This is a genomic window from Curtobacterium sp. MCBD17_034, assembly GCF_003234515.1.
Classification (GTDB): Bacteria; Actinomycetota; Actinomycetes; order Actinomycetales; family Microbacteriaceae; genus Curtobacterium.
This window is the reverse complement of sequence record NZ_QKTN01000003.1, coordinates 174115-191642: the sequence shown is the minus strand read 5'-3', so window position 1 is coordinate 191642 and position 17528 is coordinate 174115. Positions and strand designations below refer to the sequence as shown.

At 71.6% G+C, this 17528-nt stretch carries 17 protein-coding genes and 2 pseudogenes; 5 read left to right on the top strand and 14 right to left on the bottom strand.

Annotated features, from left to right (window positions below; translation table 11 throughout):
* The first annotated feature begins 234 nt into the window (after positions 1–234).
* Entirely contained in the window at positions 235–1743 is a 1509-nt protein-coding gene (locus DEI92_RS17020; protein WP_375342534.1) for a hypothetical protein, read from the top strand.
* Positions 1744–1902: 159 nt separating this feature from the next.
* On the opposite strand, the pseudogene DEI92_RS17015 reads toward DEI92_RS17020, so the two are convergent.
* The 7 genes and pseudogenes from DEI92_RS17015 to DEI92_RS07625 all read right to left on the bottom strand — a co-directional run.
* Positions 1903–2430: pseudogene (locus DEI92_RS17015) on the bottom strand (nucleotidyltransferase family protein); the annotation flags it as partial.
* Positions 2424–3668, bottom strand: a complete 1245-nt coding sequence (locus DEI92_RS07650; protein ID WP_375342537.1) for a polysaccharide biosynthesis tyrosine autokinase — start codon at positions 3666–3668, stop codon at positions 2424–2426. The pseudogene DEI92_RS17015 and the gene DEI92_RS07650, both read right to left, overlap by 7 nt.
* A gap of 582 nt (positions 3669–4250) precedes the next feature.
* Positions 4251–5303 carry a glycosyltransferase gene (locus tag DEI92_RS07645; RefSeq protein WP_111013039.1) on the bottom strand — a complete coding sequence of 351 codons (1053 nt, stop codon included), beginning with the start codon at positions 5301–5303 and terminating at the stop codon, positions 4251–4253.
* Complete coding sequence (locus DEI92_RS07640) at positions 5300–6094, bottom strand: WecB/TagA/CpsF family glycosyltransferase (RefSeq protein WP_111013038.1); 795 nt, start codon at positions 6092–6094, stop codon at positions 5300–5302. The genes DEI92_RS07645 and DEI92_RS07640 overlap by 4 nt, the downstream gene beginning before the upstream one ends.
* Entirely contained in the window at positions 6094–7560 is a 1467-nt protein-coding gene (locus DEI92_RS07635; RefSeq protein ID WP_111013037.1) for a sugar transferase, read from the bottom strand. The genes DEI92_RS07640 and DEI92_RS07635 overlap by 1 nt, the downstream gene beginning before the upstream one ends.
* 1 nt (position 7561) lies before the next feature.
* The gene (locus DEI92_RS07630; protein ID WP_111013036.1) at positions 7562–8557 is read right to left on the bottom strand and encodes an LCP family protein; all 996 of its coding nucleotides are present in this window, start codon (positions 8555–8557) and stop codon (positions 7562–7564) included.
* A complete protein-coding gene (locus DEI92_RS07625) occupies positions 8550–9173 on the bottom strand; it encodes a protein-tyrosine-phosphatase (RefSeq protein ID WP_111013035.1) in 624 nt (207 codons plus the stop codon). Before DEI92_RS07625 ends, DEI92_RS07630 begins: the two co-directional genes overlap by 8 nt.
* Before the next feature lie 261 nt (positions 9174–9434).
* Between DEI92_RS07625 and DEI92_RS07620 the strand changes: the two genes are divergently transcribed.
* Complete coding sequence (locus DEI92_RS07620; RefSeq protein WP_111013034.1) at positions 9435–9881, top strand: PqqD family protein; 447 nt, start codon at positions 9435–9437, stop codon at positions 9879–9881.
* Here DEI92_RS07620 and DEI92_RS07615 read toward each other — a convergent pair.
* The 3 genes from DEI92_RS07615 to DEI92_RS07605 are packed head-to-tail and all read right to left on the bottom strand — an operon-like array spanning position 9835 to position 11767.
* Complete coding sequence (locus DEI92_RS07615) at positions 9835–10428, bottom strand: DUF3618 domain-containing protein (protein ID WP_111013033.1); 594 nt, start codon at positions 10426–10428, stop codon at positions 9835–9837. The two genes, DEI92_RS07620 and DEI92_RS07615, sit on opposite strands and share 47 nt — an antisense overlap.
* On the bottom strand, positions 10425–10919 hold the full coding sequence (locus DEI92_RS07610; RefSeq protein ID WP_111010680.1) for a phage holin family protein: 495 nt from the start codon (positions 10917–10919) through the stop codon (positions 10425–10427). The genes DEI92_RS07615 and DEI92_RS07610 overlap by 4 nt, the downstream gene beginning before the upstream one ends.
* On the bottom strand, positions 10916–11767 hold the full coding sequence (locus tag DEI92_RS07605) for a hypothetical protein (RefSeq protein ID WP_111010679.1): 852 nt from the start codon (positions 11765–11767) through the stop codon (positions 10916–10918). The genes DEI92_RS07610 and DEI92_RS07605 overlap by 4 nt, the downstream gene beginning before the upstream one ends.
* Positions 11768–12141: 374 nt before the next feature.
* Between DEI92_RS07605 and DEI92_RS07600 the strand changes: the two genes are divergently transcribed.
* From DEI92_RS07600 to DEI92_RS16845, 3 genes are read left to right on the top strand one after another with little or no spacing between them, the layout of a single operon-like run.
* Entirely contained in the window at positions 12142–13023 is an 882-nt protein-coding gene (locus tag DEI92_RS07600; RefSeq protein ID WP_111010678.1) for a manganese catalase family protein, read from the top strand.
* Between the two features lie 59 nt (positions 13024–13082).
* Positions 13083–13958, top strand: a complete 876-nt coding sequence (locus DEI92_RS07595) for a glycosyltransferase family 2 protein (protein ID WP_258370140.1) — start codon at positions 13083–13085, stop codon at positions 13956–13958.
* A 42-nt stretch (positions 13959–14000) separates the two neighbouring features.
* Positions 14001–14123 carry a hypothetical protein gene (locus DEI92_RS16845; protein ID WP_258370120.1) on the top strand — a complete coding sequence of 41 codons (123 nt, stop codon included), beginning with the start codon at positions 14001–14003 and terminating at the stop codon, positions 14121–14123.
* Between the two features lie 500 nt (positions 14124–14623).
* Here DEI92_RS16845 and DEI92_RS16320 read toward each other — a convergent pair whose 3' ends face one another.
* The 4 genes and pseudogenes from DEI92_RS16320 to DEI92_RS07580 form a co-directional block, all read right to left on the bottom strand.
* Positions 14624–14884 (bottom strand): hypothetical protein, encoded by a 261-nt coding sequence (locus DEI92_RS16320; protein ID WP_146249129.1) that lies wholly within the window; start codon positions 14882–14884, stop codon positions 14624–14626.
* A gap of 142 nt (positions 14885–15026) precedes the next feature.
* Positions 15027–15349 (bottom strand): annotated as a pseudogene (locus DEI92_RS16685) (helix-turn-helix domain-containing protein); the annotation flags it as partial.
* Between the two features lie 363 nt (positions 15350–15712).
* Positions 15713–16432, bottom strand: coding sequence for an RHS repeat-associated core domain-containing protein (locus tag DEI92_RS07585; protein ID WP_181434750.1), 720 nt, complete (start codon positions 16430–16432; stop codon positions 15713–15715).
* Positions 16433–16709: 277 nt separating this feature from the next.
* Positions 16710–17276 (bottom strand): hypothetical protein, encoded by a 567-nt coding sequence (locus tag DEI92_RS07580; protein ID WP_111013030.1) that lies wholly within the window; start codon positions 17274–17276, stop codon positions 16710–16712.
* Between the last annotated feature and the right edge of the window lie 252 nt (positions 17277–17528).

Here is a 17528-nt window from a genome sequence, read left to right as displayed (position 1 = left end):
GGGACTCCGCCGGTCCCGGTTCGCCTCCGCGGTCACCCGTCCCCGGGGCGGACTCACCCGGCGGCGCGCCGCGTCACCCGGTGCGCCGCCTCGGTGCCACCCGCGACGTGCCGGTGAGGGCCCGGACCATGTCGGCGGCGGGAGGGTGACCGCGGCGGTGATCCGGGCCTCCTGGACGGCCGCTCGCCCTCGGGAGGGCGCGAGTGCGGCGCTCCCGGGGCGATAGGAAACGGTGTGCCACCCGTCACCGTCCTCGCCCTGGCCGCGTCCGCCGGGCTCCTGGTCGTCGTCGCGTTCCTCGTGCTCGTGCCGGCGGCCACCGTGCGCGCCTGGGCACTCGTGCTCACGCTCGCGGTCACGGCCGTGGTCGGCAACAACAGTGCGCCGCGCACCGTCTGGGTGCCGGCCTTCGCGCTCTGCGCGGTCGTCCTGCTCGTCGCCGTCGCCCGGGTCGGGGCGGTGTCGGACCTGACCGCGCCGCGCTTCCTCGTCCCGACCGCCCTCTGGGTGTGGATCGGCGTCGGCGCCCTCCTCGCGGGGTCGTACTCGACCTCGCGTCTCACGGTGTACTTCGGCACCGCCGTGGTGGTCGCCCTCGTCACGGCGCACCTCGACGCCCGCGGCCTCCGCATCGTCCTCATCGCCGTGCTCGTCATCGCCGCCGTCGAGGTCGCGTGGACCGCCGTCGACCTGGTCACGGGTGCCACGCCCATCTGGGGTCAGCGTGGTGGGGTCTCCCGCCCGAACCCCCTGACGGGCGACGTGTGGGAACGCGGCCAGGGGTCGATGGGGCAGCCGATCGTGTTCGGGACGTTCGAGGCGATCGCGGTCGTGGTGGCGTGGAGCAACCGCATCGGCATGTCCGGCGCCGTCCGGAGCGTCGCGCTCCTCGTCGCCGCGGTCGGCGTGTTCCTCTCCGGTACCCGCAGCGCGGTCCTCTGCGCCGTCCTCGGGGTCCTCCTGCACGCGGTCCACCGGCGCGGGATCGGCCGGTGGGCCAGGAACGTGGTCCTCACGGCGATCGTCGGGGGCATCGTGGCCGTGCTCGACTTCGGGATCTCCACGGTCACGACCGAGCTCCTGTCCTCCGGCTCCTGGATCCACCGCTCGACCTCGATCGCCGCGGTCCCCCGGTTGCTCGCCCGTCCCCTGGCCGAGTCGCTCTGGGGCACCGGGTTCGGCAGCGAGACCCGGCTGTTCGCCGACCACCTCATCGAGACGACGTACGGGCTGCAGGTGGTGGACGACCTCCCGGTGTACCTGCTCGGCACCACCGGCGTCGCCGGCCTGGCCGTGTTCCTCGCCGTGGTCGTCGTCGTGGCCGTCCGGGCGGACGCGCAGGGCCGGGCCCTCGTCCTGCTCTGGTTCGGGATGGGGTTCTCGTTCGACCTCCTCGTGTGGTTGCAGGCCGGGATCCTCCTGACGTTCACGTTCGCGTTGCCCCGCCTCGACCGTGCCGACGGGCCGGGCGGAGGCGGCCTGGAGACGGTGCCCGAGCAGGCCGGCGCCGGACCGTCAGCCGCGGTCCCGCGCGCGTCGGGCCTCCCGGGCCGCGGACGGCAGGAACCGCACGCCACGCCACAGTCGGCGGGCGTAGGCCGCGAGCAGGCCGAAGCGGTCGAGCCCTCCGAGTCCCCGTTTCTCCAGCGTCTCCCGTGGTGGGAGCAGGGCGACCCGGACCACGCGGAGTCGCTCGCGCCACGGCGCCTCGACGACCGCGAGCAGCCGCCGCGCGTGGGGTGACGACGCGGCCGTCAGCAGGCGCCACCGCAGGTCGGGCACACCCCAGTCGTCGAGCTCGATGCCGAACGCGTCGGCGAGGAACGGCCGCGCCGCGGGCACCGCGCCGAGCGCGCGGGCCGCGTCGAGGACGGTCGGCGCGAGCAGGGCCGGGTTCCCGTCGCCGGCCGTCCGCTCGACGAGGTGCGCGTACTCCTCCGCGTGACGGGGGACGGTGATGCTCCGGAGGCAGTGCAGCGCCTGCACGAGGACCGCCTCGGGCAGGTCCGGGACCGGGACGGACGCCCCGGCGACGACGAGCGTGCACCGGGTCCTCCAGAGCCGGGCGAACACCGCGTCGGTGTCCGTCCCGAAGCCCGGGAACCGGTCGTGCACGTCCAGGTCGCAGCTCCACCCGCTGCGGAACAGGGTGACGGAGTGGCGGCTGAACGTCACGTCGTCCGCGTCCGCGGGCCGTCGGCGCCACCCACGGCGCTCGAGCTCGGCGGTCATCACCGGAACGCCGCGCGGTGGCACGAGGACGTCGACGTCCGCCGGGACCCGGTGTCGGTCCTGGAGGCCGTGGTGCTGAGCGCCGAGACCCTTGAGGACCAGGAACGGGACACCGGCGACGGCCGCGGCGTCCGCCACGACGGCGTGCGCCAGCTCGACGGTGGCACGTGCGTCCAGCCGTGCTGCGGCCCTCACGGCCGGGTGTCGTCGGTCCCACCGACCGCGGCCGCCCGCCGCCGGCTCCGCCGCGAGGGGAGCTCGAGGGACGGATCGTACGGGGACACCACGGGCGAGTGTGGGACCGAGACGTCCCGGTCGGGCAGGGAGGGCGTGAGCCGGGACCCGCCGGAGGCGCGGGCCCCGCGGGCTGCGCGCGCTTCCGCGTCGCCGTCCGTGCCGTGTTCCGCGCCGCCGTCCGTGCCGGGAGCGGACTCCGACCCGTCGTCGTCCCCCGCGTAGTACGCGCCGCCGTAGTAGCCGTAGTCGCGCGCGTCCTGCCCGCGCGTCGGGACCCGGTTGAGCACCGCACCCAGCACGGTCCCCCCACCCCGGGCCACGAGCTGCAGCGCCCGTCCGAGCTGGTCGATCGTGGTGCCCTGCGCCGAGACCGTCACCACGAGGCCGTCCGCACCGGCCGCGAGCACGACGGCGTCGGTGACGGCGAGGATCGGCGGCGCGTCGAGGACCACCGTCGCGTGTTCCCCGAGCGAGGCGAGGATGTCCCGGAACATCCGCGACCCGAGCAGCTCGCTCGGGTTCGGTGGAACGCGGCCGGACCCGACGATCCACAGGTTGCCGACGTCGTCGGTCTGCTGCATGACGTCGGCGAGGTCCGCGCGTCCGGACAGCACGTCGGTGAGGCCCGCGCCCCGGGCCACGCCGAAGACCGCCGACAGCACGGGTCGCCGGAGATCGCAGTCGATGAGCACGACCCGCCCGGTGGACGTCACGGCGAGGGACCGGGCGAGGTTCGCCGCGATCGTCGACTTGCCGTCGCCCGGGAGCGGACTCGTGACGACGAGGACCTTCGGGCGCTCGTCGACGTGGACGTAGGACAGGTTCGTGCGCAGTTCGCGGAGGGCCTCGGACGTCGCGAAGTTGACCCGTCGCTCCTCGGGCGTGCGGTTCGGCAGGGCGTCGACGAGTTGCCGGTGGTCGGTCAGGGCGGGGTTGAGCGGGATGGTCCCGAGCACGGGGACACCGAACGCGGCCTCGATCGCGGCGGCCGAGCGGATGCGCCGGTCGAGGGCCTGCCGCACGAGGACGTACACCGACGCCAGGAGCAGGCCGACGAGCACCCCGAGCGTCACCGCCGCGCGCACGTCCGGCGACGTCGGCGACGTCGGGACGGTGGCGGAGGCCAACGGGACGAGCTTCGTCGTGGCCGAGGCGAGTGCCTCCCCCGACGACTGGATCGCGGCGATCTGCCGCCCCATGCCCGCGATCCACGCGTCGGCGAGGTCGGCCGACTCGCGCGGGGTCGCGCCGCTCGCGGTGACGTCGATGATCGCCGTGCCCTCCGGCAGGCGGGTCTGCACGCGGCCGAGCAGCTCCTGCGGTGATGCGCTGGTGCCGGTCGCCCGGACCACCCGTTTCGCGACCGCCAGCGAACCACCGAGCTCGACGTACGTCTCGGCCTGGGACTTCGACAACTGGTCGGCGGCGTAGTCGAGGTTCGCGTCGCCGTTGCCCGCGACCCGCACGAAACCGGAGGCCTCGGACGTGTACACCCGCGGTTGCGTGAGCGTCCACGCACCGGCCGCGGCGACGCAGGCCAGGACGATGAGCACCGCGCCGAACCAGTACGTCCGGAACATGCGCACGTAGTCGGCCAGGGTCCGGGAGGTCCGCTCGTCGGGACGTGCGTCGGGAGCCATGCGTGGTCCTCCGGGTCGTGGTCGGGGCGGGATCAGGGCAGTCTCCGTCCCGGCGTGGGTGGCCCGCCCGGGCGCACGCACGTTCTCGGCGATCGCCGGGCGGTGGGATCCCCCACGGCCTCACCCGCCTTGGACGGGGCCTCACCCGCGGGACCGTCCGGCCACCCGGGCGTCGTGCACCGCGAAGAGCAGGGGCAGCACGCCGACCACCAGGAGCGGTGCGACGCGGACCGTCCACATGAGGAGCCACACCGAGGTCGACCGCAGACGGACGCCACCGAGCCGACGACCGTGCAGGGCTCGTCGGGCGCGACGCACCCCGGCGCGCCGGACCGACCAGGGCGCGTGCTGGCGCCCCGGCGTGACGACGAGCGCGCGGCACCGGAACCAGCACGTGAACCAGGTCAGGAGCTCCTCGCGGCGTGCCGGGTCGGCGAGCGCCGGTGCGTCGACCGGCGCCACGGAGTCCGTGGCCGCGACGACGGCGGCGTGGGCGGCCTCCAGGGCGTCGAGCGCGGGCGTCCTGGACCGCGAGACCGAGCCGGGACGGTGGACCCAGTGGTAGAGCACGTCCGGGACGAACCGGACCCGTCGCGCGGCGGCGAGCACCGGGGCGAGACCCGCGACGTCGCTCTGCGACGGCAGGTGCGGGAAGGGGGCGTCCCCGAGGACCGAGCGGCGGACGAGCTTCGACCACAGGAAGCCGTCGATGGTGCCCTCGAGCAGCATGACGAGCGCCTCGGGACCGGTCGCGACGCGCGGCACGGGGACACCGTCGACGATCCGGCCGGGGCGGAGCGGGTCGGTGCGGAAGTCGGCCCGACACACGACGAGGTCGACGTCGTCGGTCGCCGCGTCGAGGAGCCGCGTCGGTGCTCCGGGCTCCCACCGGTCGTCGTGGTCGACGAACCACACCCACGTACCGCGGGCGAGCCGGACCGCGCGGTTGCGGCTCGCGGCCACCCCGGAGTTCGTCGCGTTCTCGAGCACCTGCACGTCGGGGCGGTCGACCGCCCACCGACGGAGGCGCTCGGCGGTGCCGTCGCCGGACCCGTCGTCGACCAGGACGAGCTCGACGCCCGCGGTGAGGAGGGCCGCGGCCCGGCCCAGGAACCCGTCGAGCAACCGACCGGGCCGGAACAGCGCGGCGACGACGGTCACGTCGGGCACGGCGTCCGTGGGCCGAGCGCTCATGCCCGGTCCGGTCGACGCCCGCGTGCGGCCAGGAGCGACCGCGCGACCACGAGCAGGAACGCCGGGCCCCGGACCAGGTAGCGGTGAGCGAGGCGGCGCGGTTCCTGCAGCAGCCGCCACGACCACTCCAGACCGAGGCGCTGGACGAGCAGGGGTGCACGGCGCCGGGCGCCTGCGGCGAAGTCGACCGCCGCGCCGGCGCCGACGTAGACCGCGTCCGGCAGTGCGTCCTCCCACCGCAGGAACCACGCCTCCTGCTTCGGCGACCCGAGGCAGAGGAAGACGACGTCGGGGCGGATCGCCCGGAGCCGCTCGACGACCGTGCCGCCGTCCTCGCCGCCCGCGAGGTCCGGGAACGGCACGTCCTGGACGTCCGCGCCGGGGTGCTGCGTCCGGAGCCGCTCCGCCGCGCGGACGGCCGTGCCCGGTGCTCCACCGGTGACGACGATCCGCCACCCCCGCTCGGCGGAGGCCGCGCTGCACGCGACGAGGAGGTCCGCCCCGGTGACCCGGCACACGGTGTGGTCGCCGAGCAGTCGCGCCAACGCGACGATCGGGAGGCCGTCGACCGTCCGCAGGTCCGCCCGCGCGTGCGCACGGCGCGCCGCCTCGTCGTTCCGCAGCACGAGCACCTGGTCGACGTTCGGTGTCGTCACGAGCGTCCGACCGGTACCCCGCCGCCGGTCGACCTCGTCGAGGAGGTCGCGCACGTCCCCCCGGAACAGCGGCTCGTCGGCGAGCAGGACGGCGTCGGGCGCGACCCGGAGGAGCGGTGTGCGTCCCGACGCCATCAGTAGGCTCCCCGTGCGCGGAGGACGGCACCGACCGTCCGGGCCAGGACGACCAGGTCGCCCATGAGGGACCAGTTCTCGACGTACAGGAGGTCGAGGTGGAGGCCGTCCTCCCACGGGAGGTCCGAGCGACCCCCGACCTGCCACGGGCCCGTCAGCCCCGGCTTCGTCAGGAGGCGCCGCCGTGCCCGGTCCCCGTACGTCGCCACCTCGGACGGCAGGGGTGGCCGCGGCCCCACGAGGCTCATGTGACCGAGCAGGACGTTGACGAGCTGTGGGACCTCGTCCACCGACCAGCGCCGGAGGAGGCGGCCGAGCCGGGTCACGCGCGGGTCGTCCCGCATCTTGAACAGCGGTCCGGAGCCGTGTTCGTTCTCGGCGCGGAGGTCGCCCTGCAGTCGGTCCGCGCCCGGCACCATCGTCCGGAACTTGACGATCGTGAACGGCCGTCCGCCCTGGCCGACGCGCTGCTGCGTGAAGAACGCGGGCCCCGGACTGTCGAGTCGTACCGCGAGGGCGACGAGCACGATGAAGGGCGCAGCGAGGACCAGCCCCAGGGCACTCGCCACGACGTCGAACGCCCGCTTCGCCACGTGCGGGAGGCCGGACCGCGGAGGCGGTTCGACGGCGATCAGGGCGTGCCCGGCGAGCGTGACCGTCTGGAGGCGCTGCGTCGCGACCGGTCCGACCTGCGGCGCCACGAGCAGCTGGACACCGTCGGCCTCGAGGGCCCAGGAGAGCTCGCGCGCGAACTCGTCACCTTGCCCGCCGACGACGAGCACCGCGTCCGGGCCGAGCTCGTCGACGAGCTGCTCGACGCGCGCGTGCAGCGCCTCGGGTCCGGCGCGGCGCGCACTCGCCCCGACGGGGCCGTCAGTGACCAACGTCCGGACGACGCGGAGCCCGGCACCCGGGTCGCGGTCGACCAGGTCACGGACGGCCACCACCGAGTCGGACGGACCGATGACGAGTGTCGAGCGGCACATCCGGCCGCGCTCGCGCACACGACGGACCCACGCGCGCCAGGCCACCCGGTCGGCGACGAGCGCGACGAGGCCGAGCGGGACGGCCACGAGCAGGTACCCCCGCGAGATCTCCGTCTGCGTGATCGCGGAGGACACGGCGAGCACGAGCACGACGACGACCGTGGTGCGGGTGAGGTCGCGGAACGCGCCGGGTGACGACACGAAGCGGTCCTCGGGGGACCGCCCGGCCCGGACGACGAGGAGGAGGACGAACCACAGCCCCGACAGGAGCACCGAGAACTCGGTGTAGTCGAGCCCGACGAACCCGATCTGCACGCCGTTCCCGTCGAACCCGAACCGGAGGAACTGCGATCCGAGGGTCGCGGCGAGCAGACTCACGGCCTCGGTGGCGGCCATCGTCCGGGTCGGGAGCGGTGTCGCGGTGCCGGGCCGCGCCTCCCGGTGTCCGCCGACCGCGGCCGTCGCGATCGTGTGCGCCACGTCACCGCTCCTCGGTGTGGTGGTGGTCGACCCAGTCGCCGAGGGTGTCGTGCCGCAGGGCGCTGCCGATCTCGGCGACCGCGGTCCGGTCCTGCAGCACGATCGACTGACCGTCCGCGCTCGTCCCGCTGCCGAGCGTCGGCAGCGTGAAGAAGGCCACGTCGTCCGGTCGGACCGATCGGAGTCGCCAGCCGATGCGCACCGCGCGGGTGAACGTGAGGCCGCGGTCCACCGTCACGGACCGTCCCGTCGCACCCAGGAACGCCCGCACCCGGCCGAGGTCGTGCAGGCCGTCCCTGCCGGCCAGGCGGTCGAGGACACCGCGGAGGAACGACTGTTGGTTCCGGACGCGCTGGTGGTCCGCGTCGGGGAACGCGTACCGTTCGCGCACGAAGGCGAGCGCGCGCTGCCCGGCCACGTGGTTGACGCCGGCCGTGAACCGGTAGCCCGGCATGTTCCGGCTCGTGAAGGCCTTCGGTGACACGACGTCGACCCCGCCGAGCGTCGACGACATGGCCGCGAACCCGGCGAAGTCGACGACCGCGACGTGGTCGATGCGGACGTCGAGGAGCGCCTCCACGGTGCGGATCGTCAGCGGGACCCCGCCGAGGGAGAACGCGGCGTTCACCTTGCCCTCGCCGTGCCCGGGGATCGGCACCCAGAGGTCGCGCATGATCGACATGACCTGGACGTCGTCGCCGTCGGCCGGGAGGTGGACGAGCATGAGCGTGTCCGAGCGGTGCCCGGTCGGACCGCCGCCCGCGATGTCGCCGAGGCGTCCGCGGGTGTCCGAGCCGATGAGCAGCACGTTCTCGGAGGCCCGGGACGCCGCCGGACGCTCCCCTCTCGGGAACGGATCGGTGTCGAGGGTCCGGACGTCGGACCGGTACCCGGTCTGCACCAGCAGCACGACCGCGGCCGCCGCGACGAGCGGCAGCACGACGAGGATCACGACCGCGAACGACACCCGTCGCAGGACCCGCCGCCGCTCAGCCACGGGTCGCCGCCAGCGCGTCCGCGATCACCGTGACGGCGTCACCGAGTTGTGCCTCGAGCGCCCCGAGACGCGCCGGGTCCGGACCGACCGGGTCGATGAGATCGCGATCGCCGCCCTCCGCCGTCACCGCGGCCCGCAGGGAGCCCGCTCGCTGGAGGAGCCCCGCCGGGTCGAGCCCCCGTGCGCGGTGGTGACGCGCGATCGCCGCGAACTCGAGCACGGTGAACGTCCGGTTGAGCAGCGCCGGCACGCGCTCGAGCACGGCGACGGAGTGGGCCTCCTCGGCCGTGAGCACGAGTGTCGCACCCCGGAGCCGGGTCGCCTGGAGCGGTGACGCCCGATGGCCGGACGCGTCCAGCCCCCGGTCGCGCAACATCCGGCGGACACCCGGCACCATCGCGCCGCGCTCGAGCACCCGCACCCCGCAGCTCGAGACCGCGAAGCGCCCGGGGGCCCGGGCGTCGAGCTCGGCCTGCAGCAGACGCTCGACGAGTGGGGAGCGCGCGAGGTTCGCCGCGCACACCACGACGACACGCGTCCGCCCGTCGCTCGGCTCGGGCGGCGCGGCACGCTCCCACGGCGACGGCCGTGTGCATGTGGACGGCGGTGTGGTCATCGCGACGATCCCCTCCTCGATCGGGTCGGTCGCGGTGACCGTACGGTCACGACGCGGCTCGATCAGGGGCGTGCGCGATGGGCGTCCGGGAGGCCCGGCACCGGGTCACCCGTCAGTTCACGTCCCGCGGCGCGGGTGCCGTCGTCCGCTCACCGGAGCGGCCGTGATGAGGGTCCGGCGCGCGGACTCACCCCCCCGGAGCGCGCCCACGGCTGACCGGGAGGTCGGCGCTAGCATGCGCAGCCGAGGAGGGAGGTCCGCATGGACGACGACGAACGGACGGCAGGGCCGCCCCGTCGCTGGGTCCGCCGACGGGCGCGGGTCGCGGCGGTCGGCGACGCCGAGCGGGTGGTGGTCACCGATCCCGCACGGTGCGACCTGCACGTGCTCGCCGGCAGCGCTGCGGTCGTCTGGTCCGAGCTGGACGAGGGCACGACCGTCGAGGACGTGGCCACCCGGGTGGCGCGGTGGTACCCGGACGTCGACCCGGAGACGGTGGCGGGGCAGGTGGCGGCGTTCCTCGGGGAACTCGCCGCCGCGGGGCTCGTCGAGGTCGAGCCCGTCCCGGACACACGAACGGACCGGCCCGGGGCCGTGGTCGAGACCATCCGGTCTGACCACGGCACCCGGGCCGGTCCGTGGGGGTGGAGCGTCGGGACGACTACGCGTTCTGCACGTCGTCCTTGGCGCTCTGGGCGCTGTCCTTGACGTCCGAGGCCGAGGACTGCGCCTCGTCCTTGACCGTCGACGCGGCGTCCTGCGCCGTGCCCTTGAGGTCCTGCACGTGCTCCTGCGCGGTGTCCTTGAGGTCGGAGGCGATGTCCTGCCCCACGCCCTTGGCCTTGTCCACGAGCGGTGCGGCCTGGTCCTTCAGCTGGCCGACGAGGTCCTCTTCCTTCGAGGAGGCCGGGATCAGGGACGAGGCGAGCCAGCCCGCACCGAAGGCGATGAGGCCGACGGCGAGCGGGTTGCCCTTGGCCTTGCCGACGGCCGAACGGGCAGCGCCCTTGGCGGAGTCGGAGGCGCCCGAGACGGAGCCCGAGGCGCTGCTCGTGCCGGACTGGACCTTGCTCTTGGCGGCGTCGACCGTGCCCATCACGCTGTCGCGGACGGAGCCGATGCGCTCGCGCACCTTCTCGGTCTGGCGGTGGGCGATGGACGACGGGCTCACCTTGTCGGCGAGTGCGTCGACGTCCGACCCGAGGTTGCCACGGGTGCGCTCGATCTCGGCGCGGATCTCGTCTGGGGTGCTCATGCGTTCCTCCCGTTGGTGTGCGGCTTGAGGGTGTCGGGGATCTCCTTGGCGGTCTCGACCGTCTGCGGGGCGCCCTGGATCTCCTTCATCGACTTGCGGCCCTGCATCGCGAGGATCGCCGCGATGATGCCGTAGATCACCGCGATGATGAGCGCCGACCAGGCGTTGTTCACGAGGAACCCGAGGGCCCACCACGCGGCGATGGAGATGAAGAGGAGGGCGAAGAGCGCGGTCAGACCGGCTCCACCGAACATCCCAGCGCCCTTGCCGGCCTTCTTCGCCGACTCGGTCAGCTCGGCCTTGGCGAGCGCGACCTCCTGGCGGAACAGGTTCGACAGGTCCTTCGAGACGTCCGTCAGCAGCTCACCGAGCGGCGTCGTGGCGGCGCGCTCCTCGGCGGCTTCGTTCGGCCGCGATGCAGCGGTGGCGCCGGCGGTGTAGCCCGCGCCGGGCACACCGCCCGGGACGCCACCCGGGGTGGTCTGGCTCATGCCACGCCTCCGGTGCCGTACCCGGCACCCGTGCCGCGGTCGTACTCGGTCTCGACCGGGTCCGTCGTGCCGTACGCAGCGCCGGTCGTGCCGTAGTCCGTGTCGGTGACGGTCGAGTAGGTGCTCGTCGACGTGGCGTCGTACGAGGACGAGTCGCCGCCGGTGGCGCCACCGAAGGCCTCGGCTTCCTTCTCGTGCTTGATCTCCGTCGTCAGCGCCTTGGTGAGGCGACCGGCGAGGATGCCCGCTCCGGCGGCGATGGCGATGAAGGTGCCCGGACGACGGGCCGCGAAGGAGCGGACCTCGTCGATCAGCGAGCCCGGGTCACGGCCTTCGAGGTAGCCCGCGACGCTGCCGGCGCGGTTCGAGAGGTCGCGGACGACCTTGCCCGCGATGCCGTCGTCGGCGTTCTCGGCCATCGACGAGAGCTGGTCGCTGATCGTGCGGAGTCCGCCCGCGGCGCGCTGCTGCTGCTGGCCCGCCTGGTCCTTGAGGCTCGACGTCGCCTGGCCGAGGAGTTCCTTGGCGTGGTCCGTGGCCTCCGAGGCGACTCGGGACGCCTGCTCCTTGGCGACGCCCGCGACCTGCGCGGCCGACTGCTTGGCGTCACCGGCGACGTTCTGGGCTGCGCCCTTGGCGGCGTCGGCCTTGCCGGAGCCGCCGGAGTCGCTCGCGCTGTCCGTTCCGTAGGACGGGACGTGGACGCCGGAGTAGGTGGTGTCCGTCGTGTCATCGACGACGAGCTCGTCGTCGATGAGGTCGTCGTCGGCGAGCGACCCGGTCGGCACGGCCCGGTCGTAGATCGGGGTGTCGTTCGGGATGTCGTTCTCCGGTGGGTATGTGCTCATGACGTTCCTTCCCTGTTCGCGGGTCCGGGAGGACAGGCGTCATCCCGGTCTGGCGTGTCACCCACCGTGCGCGTTCTCGCCTGCGAGCGTTCGGACTCCCAGGGGCGGACCAGGGAGATTGTCCCCCGTTCTGGGTGCTCCGGACGACCCGGGGGCGGCCGGAGCACGCACCGTTCGTCCCCCGGACGCCCGGGTGGGCCTCGCTGACTCCCGGAGATCCGGACGGGAGGGCCGGGGCGGGGCCGCACCGCGCCTCCCGTCCGACGGGGGACAACCTGCATGGGTGGCGAGGGAACGCGGCCTACGGTCCAGACCACGCGTCGTGAGCGTCGGGACCCGCCCGGCACCGACGCGAGCTGAAGGAGAGACACAGGATGTACTTCCACAAGCAGGAATTGCAGTTCAAGTCCACGCCGAGCAAGCCCGACGCCGTCTACGCGCGGAAGCTGCAGGAGGTCCTCGGTGGCCAGTACGGCGAGATCTCGGTCGCGCTGCAGTACCAGTTCCAGGCCTGGAACATGCACATCCCCGGCAAGTACCGGGACCTCGTCTTCGGGATCGGCGCCGAGGAGCTCGGTCACGTCGAGATGCTCGCGACGATGATCGCCCAGCTGCTCGAGAAGGCCCCGCTCGGCATCACCAAGGAGGCCGTGCAGGACGACCCGACCGTCGCCGCCGTCATCGGAGGCATGGACGTCCAGCACGCGATCGTCGCCGGCGCCGGCGCGCGCCCCGTCGACAGCAACGGGAACCCGTGGCAGGGCTCGTACATCACGGCGAGTGGCAACCTCCTCGCCGACTTCACGGCGAACGAGAACGCGGAGATGCAGGGACGCATCCAGGCTGCTCGGCTCTACCACATGACGGACGACCACGGGATCCGCGACCTGCTGTCGTTCCTCATCGCGCGCGACACCATGCACCAGAACATGTGGGCGACCGCCGCCGCCGAGCTCCGCGAAGAGGGCTACGAGGACTTCCCGGTCCCGAGCAACTTCGCGCAGAAGAAGGAGGACCAGGAGGTCAACTACCAGTACCTCAACTTCTCCGACGGCGCCGCCGCGGCCGAGGGGCGCTGGGCGAGCGGCCCCTCGTTCGACGGCAAGGGCGAGTACACGTACCACGACGGGCCCACCACCTCGGTGCCGATGCCCCCGCCCACGCTGGTCGACGCCCGCTACTACGGCACCACCCCGACCCCGAACAAGGTCGAGCAGAAGGCCGCCCTGTCGCAGGACCGGCGAAACAAGGAGTGACGCGCTCCGGCGGCCGACGCCGCCGCCGTGACGGGGACCACCGTCGACCTCACGTGTCGATGGTGGTCCCCGTCCTCGATGACGCCTCCGTGCTCCGACGGTGCCTCGCGTCCGTCGCGGTGCAGACCGTGCCCGTCGACGAGGTCATCGTCGTCGACAACGGCAGCACCGACGACAGCGTCGCCGTCGCCCTCGCGGCCGGTGCCACCGTGCTCCACGAGCCGGTCCGGGGGATCGCGGCTGCGGCGTCACGCGGATACGACGCGGCCTCCGGCGACCTGATCGCCCGCGTCGACGCGGACTCGGTGCTGCCGCCCGACTGGGTCGACCGTGCGCTCCGGGCCTTCGAGGACCCGCGCGTGGTCGCGGTGACCGGACCAGGGCGGTTCCGGGACCTCGGCCCGATCCCGCGCGCGTTCTGGCAGCTCGCGTACATGCGGGCGTACTTCGTGCTCATGTGGCTCGCGCTCGCACGACCGCCGGTCTTCGGCTCGAACACCGCGTTCACGCGCGCGGCCTGGACCCGCGTGTCCGCACGGGTGGACCGTCGTGACCCGGCGCTCCACGACGACGTCGACCTGAGCCTCCACCTCGACCCGGCGTGGCGCGTCGTCGTCGATCCGGGACTGCGCGCCGAGATCTCGAGCGACCCGCTGCGGGACCGCCGCGGGCTGGTGGTCCGCACGCGCAAGGCGCTCCGCACGCTCGGATCCCACGGCCGCGCGGGCCTCCCCTGGTACCGGTGGTTCCGGCGCGGGTTCACCATGCTCCGCGCACCCGCGATCCCGAGCCGAGCGGTCGGCTGGCCGGGCGCGACGGCTCGGACGGCGCGGGCTCCCGGGCTCCCTGAGGACGAGCCGAGACTGCGGGGCACCGACACCACTCCGGGCCATCATCGGGATGGTGACCCGGCCCCCACGGCCGCGTCACAGTGACCCTCGACGGGCACACGTCCCGTCACACGGAAGGAGGCCGACATGGCCCGCACGACATCAGAAGCCGGCGGCGAGGACGAGGCGGACGCCACCACGCACGGTGGCATGGACGCGCCCTCGCAGGCCGAGGGTGAGGACCTGGACGAGGACTCGCCCACGATCTGACCGAGCACAGTACGAGGCCCCGGGTCCGGACGGATCCGGGGCCTCGTGCTGCGCGTCGTCCACGGGCACCGCGACGGGTGGCCACGCGGCTCGCTCCGCCCCGGCATCACGTCGCGCCGGTTCCGAGGGCGTGATCGCCTCGCTTCCTCGATGACTCGCACCGCTTCACGAGCTCCGCGAGGGTGCCCTGGCTCCGCTGGTGTGGGAGCCGTCCACGACGAGCAGCGCGAGGCGATGGATCGCGCCGCGGCTCGGACTGCGTCGAGAGCCGCGGCATCGTCCTCGTCGATCACGACGGCGGCGACGTAGTACCGGTCCGGGTCGTGCAACTCGTGCAGATGCGCCGTCGGCGCACCCGGATCCTGGTGGACGCTGGACGCACGGGCGGCGTTGCTGGCATCACAGTGCGGGACAGCATTCGCCCAATCCCGTCCCCCAGGTACAACCTCACCCGCAGATCCGGACTGACCGCATCTACCACCGGCCCGTGGTCGGCTGTGTCAAAAGCGCCGGCGCAGCTCAGCGTGTAAAGCGATGAGCTTCTTCATTGACCTGATGGAAAGGCACAGACCACCCAGACCTGCAACCGCTACGAAACACCAAGAAACCCAAAAGGCCTGATTTATTGCCTTTGCACCGCTGCCATAATGGTCAATTGTCTCCAGCGCCGTTCCTGCCGCCAATATCACTGCCAGTAACGAGACGAAGTTGTAGGCGCGCTGCCGCAGGATACGCTTGCTGATCTCGAAGCGGGTCAACATACGTCAGCCCCACAGGTCATCATAGTAGGCAGAATAATAGCGCGACGACAGCTCAGTGGCAGTAGCACACCCAGGCGTCGCGAGGAATGATGCCCCACCAGACTCTGGCGCTGCTACTCCTAGCGCGGTCTTGCAGAGACCGCCGACGAACGTTCCGTACCGACATCCGCACGTCGTGGGCGGCGAGCTCGACCACGATGCGACGTGCGGAGTGTTTGCACGTCCGCCGGAGCTGCTCGATCCAGTCACCACCGACGCTGGCGTCGCTGTCGGGGACCGATGCGGGGCTGAAGGCCGGTCCTCGAGACCGGCCTCGCCGTACACTCGCGAACGGTTCACCCACTTCGATGCGCTTGCACGAGAAATCCACATTTCCGCCGCGACGTGGGCGATGGGCCAGGTCCGGCAACGGTCGACGAGTCGGCGGCGACCCGCAATAGACAGCGGGGCGTTGCGGTGGGTCAAGAAGCGGTTCCTTGCGGTCAGGAGCGCTTCGTCCCCAATCCCAACTTCCGGCAACGGGCCCGCTTCTTCACCCTGCACCAGCGTCTACAACGCCATGACCCACAACAGCTAGCGCAAGCTGGCGGCAAAGATTATGAGACTAGCGCCGCTGATTAGAATTAGACCCATCCCCACCCAGGGACGGAACCCATTTTCTCTAGCAAATAGCTTGCGGTTCCCGTCAGTGGAGCGAGCCGACGACAACGAGGCAAAGATAATCAGTGTTAGCCCCAAAACAGCCACGCAGAATATGAGTGCCAACACGGCCCATTGGGCTCCACCCATGATTACTCGTAACCTTTCATCACAGCTGAACCAGAAGATTCACTCGCGTGCGCTGAGAATGGAGCCAATTCCCTTACCTACCAATCCGCCGACCAGACCACCTGCTGCACCTGCTGCAGCTCCCTCTAGCCCATCCTCTGTCAAGGCAGATCCGCTGTCACCGTCAATCGCTCCCCCGGCGATTCCGCCGAGTCCCCCGAATACTGCGCCCGCGACTATACCTGCGACGAGGCATCCAACTCCCGCCAGGAGGGCGCAGCCGACCGCAGTTCCAGCGACAGACAGAGCGTCGACTGCTCCAGAGACGACCGCCCCGAGGATACTTTTGCCGGACGGATCGCTGTTATTGATCGGGTCGTCGCCCGCAAATGCGTACCTGTTGGCGTTGCTGGGGTCGAGGGGCGCGTCGAGGGTATCCTCCTGCGTCCACCCGCCCGCGACGGGCAGGTACCAGCGTTGGCCGAACTTCACGAGCCCGTCGCCGGTGATCCGGATTCCGGTTTTGTATCCGAAGGGCAGGTACTCGAACCACGGGGACGTGCCACCGCTGACGACGGTCCGGTTCCCGTACGGGTCGAACGACACCGTGTAGGCGCGCTGGCCGTCGTCGCTGAGGACCCCGACCGGGGTTCCCGATCCCGTCCACCAGGTACGCAGACGAGGAGTGAACGAGGCCAGCGAGGCGTGCTTAGCACCCAGCTGAAGCTGAGCGATCGGTCCCTCAGCGGCGCCACCAAGGCAGGTTTCGATAAGACGCATCAGACCGCAGGATGAGCATGAGCCCAGTGAAGGCTGCGCATAGGGAAGCCCCGAATGCGAAGGCAAACACATCTAGCGAGAAGCTCCGGTGTAGTCCGAAAGTGATGATGCCGGCAACTAGTCCCGAACCCACAAGGATCGAGCCGACGAGTTTGCGTCTCTTCGTGAATCTGGCGGACGGATCAGACATCTGGAACCGCGTGAGTCAAGAGGTTTTGAAGAAAGTCCCCGGTATAATCTTGGCTTGTTCCAAATAGGAGGTCCGTTGTCTTGTCCGCTACATAGCCACCAACCGCGAAGCCAACCGCTCCACCGAGAATGCCGCCGTACGCTGCTCCCATAAGTCCGAACACACCTCCGGCGATGATTGTAAGCCCTGCGTCGACGGATGCGGCGTAGTCGCTCTTGTCGAGGCGCCCGTTCGGGTCCGAATTATTGATCGGATCGTCCCCAGCATACGAGTAACGTTTCGCGTTGCTGGGGTCGAGGGGTCGAGGGTGTCCTCCTGCGTCCACCCGCCCGCGACCGGGAGATACCAGCGGAGGCCGAACTTCACGAGCCCGTCGCCGGTGATCCGGATCCCGGACTTGTAGCCAAAGGGCAGGTACTCGAACCACGGGGACGCGCCACCGCTGACGACGGTCCGGTTCCCGTACGGGTCGAACGACACCGTGTAGGCGCGCTGGCCGTCGTCGCTGAGGACCCCGACCGGGGTTCCCGATCCCGTCCACCAGGTACGCAGACGAGGAGTGAACGAGGCCAGCGAGGCGTGCTTAGCACCCAGCTGAAGCTGAGCGATCGGTCCCTCAGCGGCGCCACCAAGGCAGGTTTCGATAAGACGCATCAGACCGCAGGATGAGCATGAGCCCAGTGAAGGCTGCGCATAGGGAAGCCCCGAATGCGAAGGCAAACACATCTAGCGAGAAGCTCCGGTGTAGTCCGAAAGTGATGATGCCGGCAACTAGTCCCGAACCCACAAGGATCGAGCCGACGAGTTTGCGTCTCTTCGTGAATCTGGCGGACGGATCAGACATCTGGAACCGCGTGAGTCAAGAGGTTTTGAAGAAAGTCCCCGGTATAATCTTGGCTTGTTCCA

Excerpts from the sequence above, each read along its gene's own strand:
- DEI92_RS07650 (WP_375342537.1), bottom strand. The coding sequence starts at position 3,668 with ATGGGGCGGCAGATCGCCGCGATCCAGTCGTCGGGGGAGGCACTCGCC.
- DEI92_RS07645 (WP_111013039.1), bottom strand. The coding sequence starts at position 5,303 with ATGAGCGCTCGGCCCACGGACGCCGTGCCCGACGTGACCGTCGTCGCC.
- DEI92_RS07640 (WP_111013038.1), bottom strand. The coding sequence starts at position 6,094 with ATGGCGTCGGGACGCACACCGCTCCTCCGGGTCGCGCCCGACGCCGTC.
- DEI92_RS07625 (WP_111013035.1), bottom strand. The coding sequence starts at position 9,173 with ATGACCACACCGCCGTCCACATGCACACGGCCGTCGCCGTGGGAGCGT.
- DEI92_RS07620 (WP_111013034.1), top strand. The coding sequence starts at position 9,435 with ATGGACGACGACGAACGGACGGCAGGGCCGCCCCGTCGCTGGGTCCGC.
- DEI92_RS07615 (WP_111013033.1), bottom strand. The coding sequence starts at position 10,428 with ATGAGCACCCCAGACGAGATCCGCGCCGAGATCGAGCGCACCCGTGGC.
- DEI92_RS07610 (WP_111010680.1), bottom strand. The coding sequence starts at position 10,919 with ATGAGCCAGACCACCCCGGGTGGCGTCCCGGGCGGTGTGCCCGGCGCG.
- DEI92_RS07605 (WP_111010679.1), bottom strand. The coding sequence starts at position 11,767 with ATGAGCACATACCCACCGGAGAACGACATCCCGAACGACACCCCGATC.
- DEI92_RS07600 (WP_111010678.1), top strand. The coding sequence starts at position 12,142 with ATGTACTTCCACAAGCAGGAATTGCAGTTCAAGTCCACGCCGAGCAAG.
- DEI92_RS07595 (WP_258370140.1), top strand. The coding sequence starts at position 13,083 with ATGGTGGTCCCCGTCCTCGATGACGCCTCCGTGCTCCGACGGTGCCTC.
- DEI92_RS16845 (WP_258370120.1), top strand. The coding sequence starts at position 14,001 with ATGGCCCGCACGACATCAGAAGCCGGCGGCGAGGACGAGGCGGACGCC.
- DEI92_RS16320 (WP_146249129.1), bottom strand. The coding sequence starts at position 14,884 with ATGTTGACCCGCTTCGAGATCAGCAAGCGTATCCTGCGGCAGCGCGCC.
- DEI92_RS07585 (WP_181434750.1), bottom strand. The coding sequence starts at position 16,432 with ATGCGTCTTATCGAAACCTGCCTTGGTGGCGCCGCTGAGGGACCGATC.
- DEI92_RS07580 (WP_111013030.1), bottom strand. The coding sequence starts at position 17,276 with ATGCGTCTTATCGAAACCTGCCTTGGTGGCGCCGCTGAGGGACCGATC.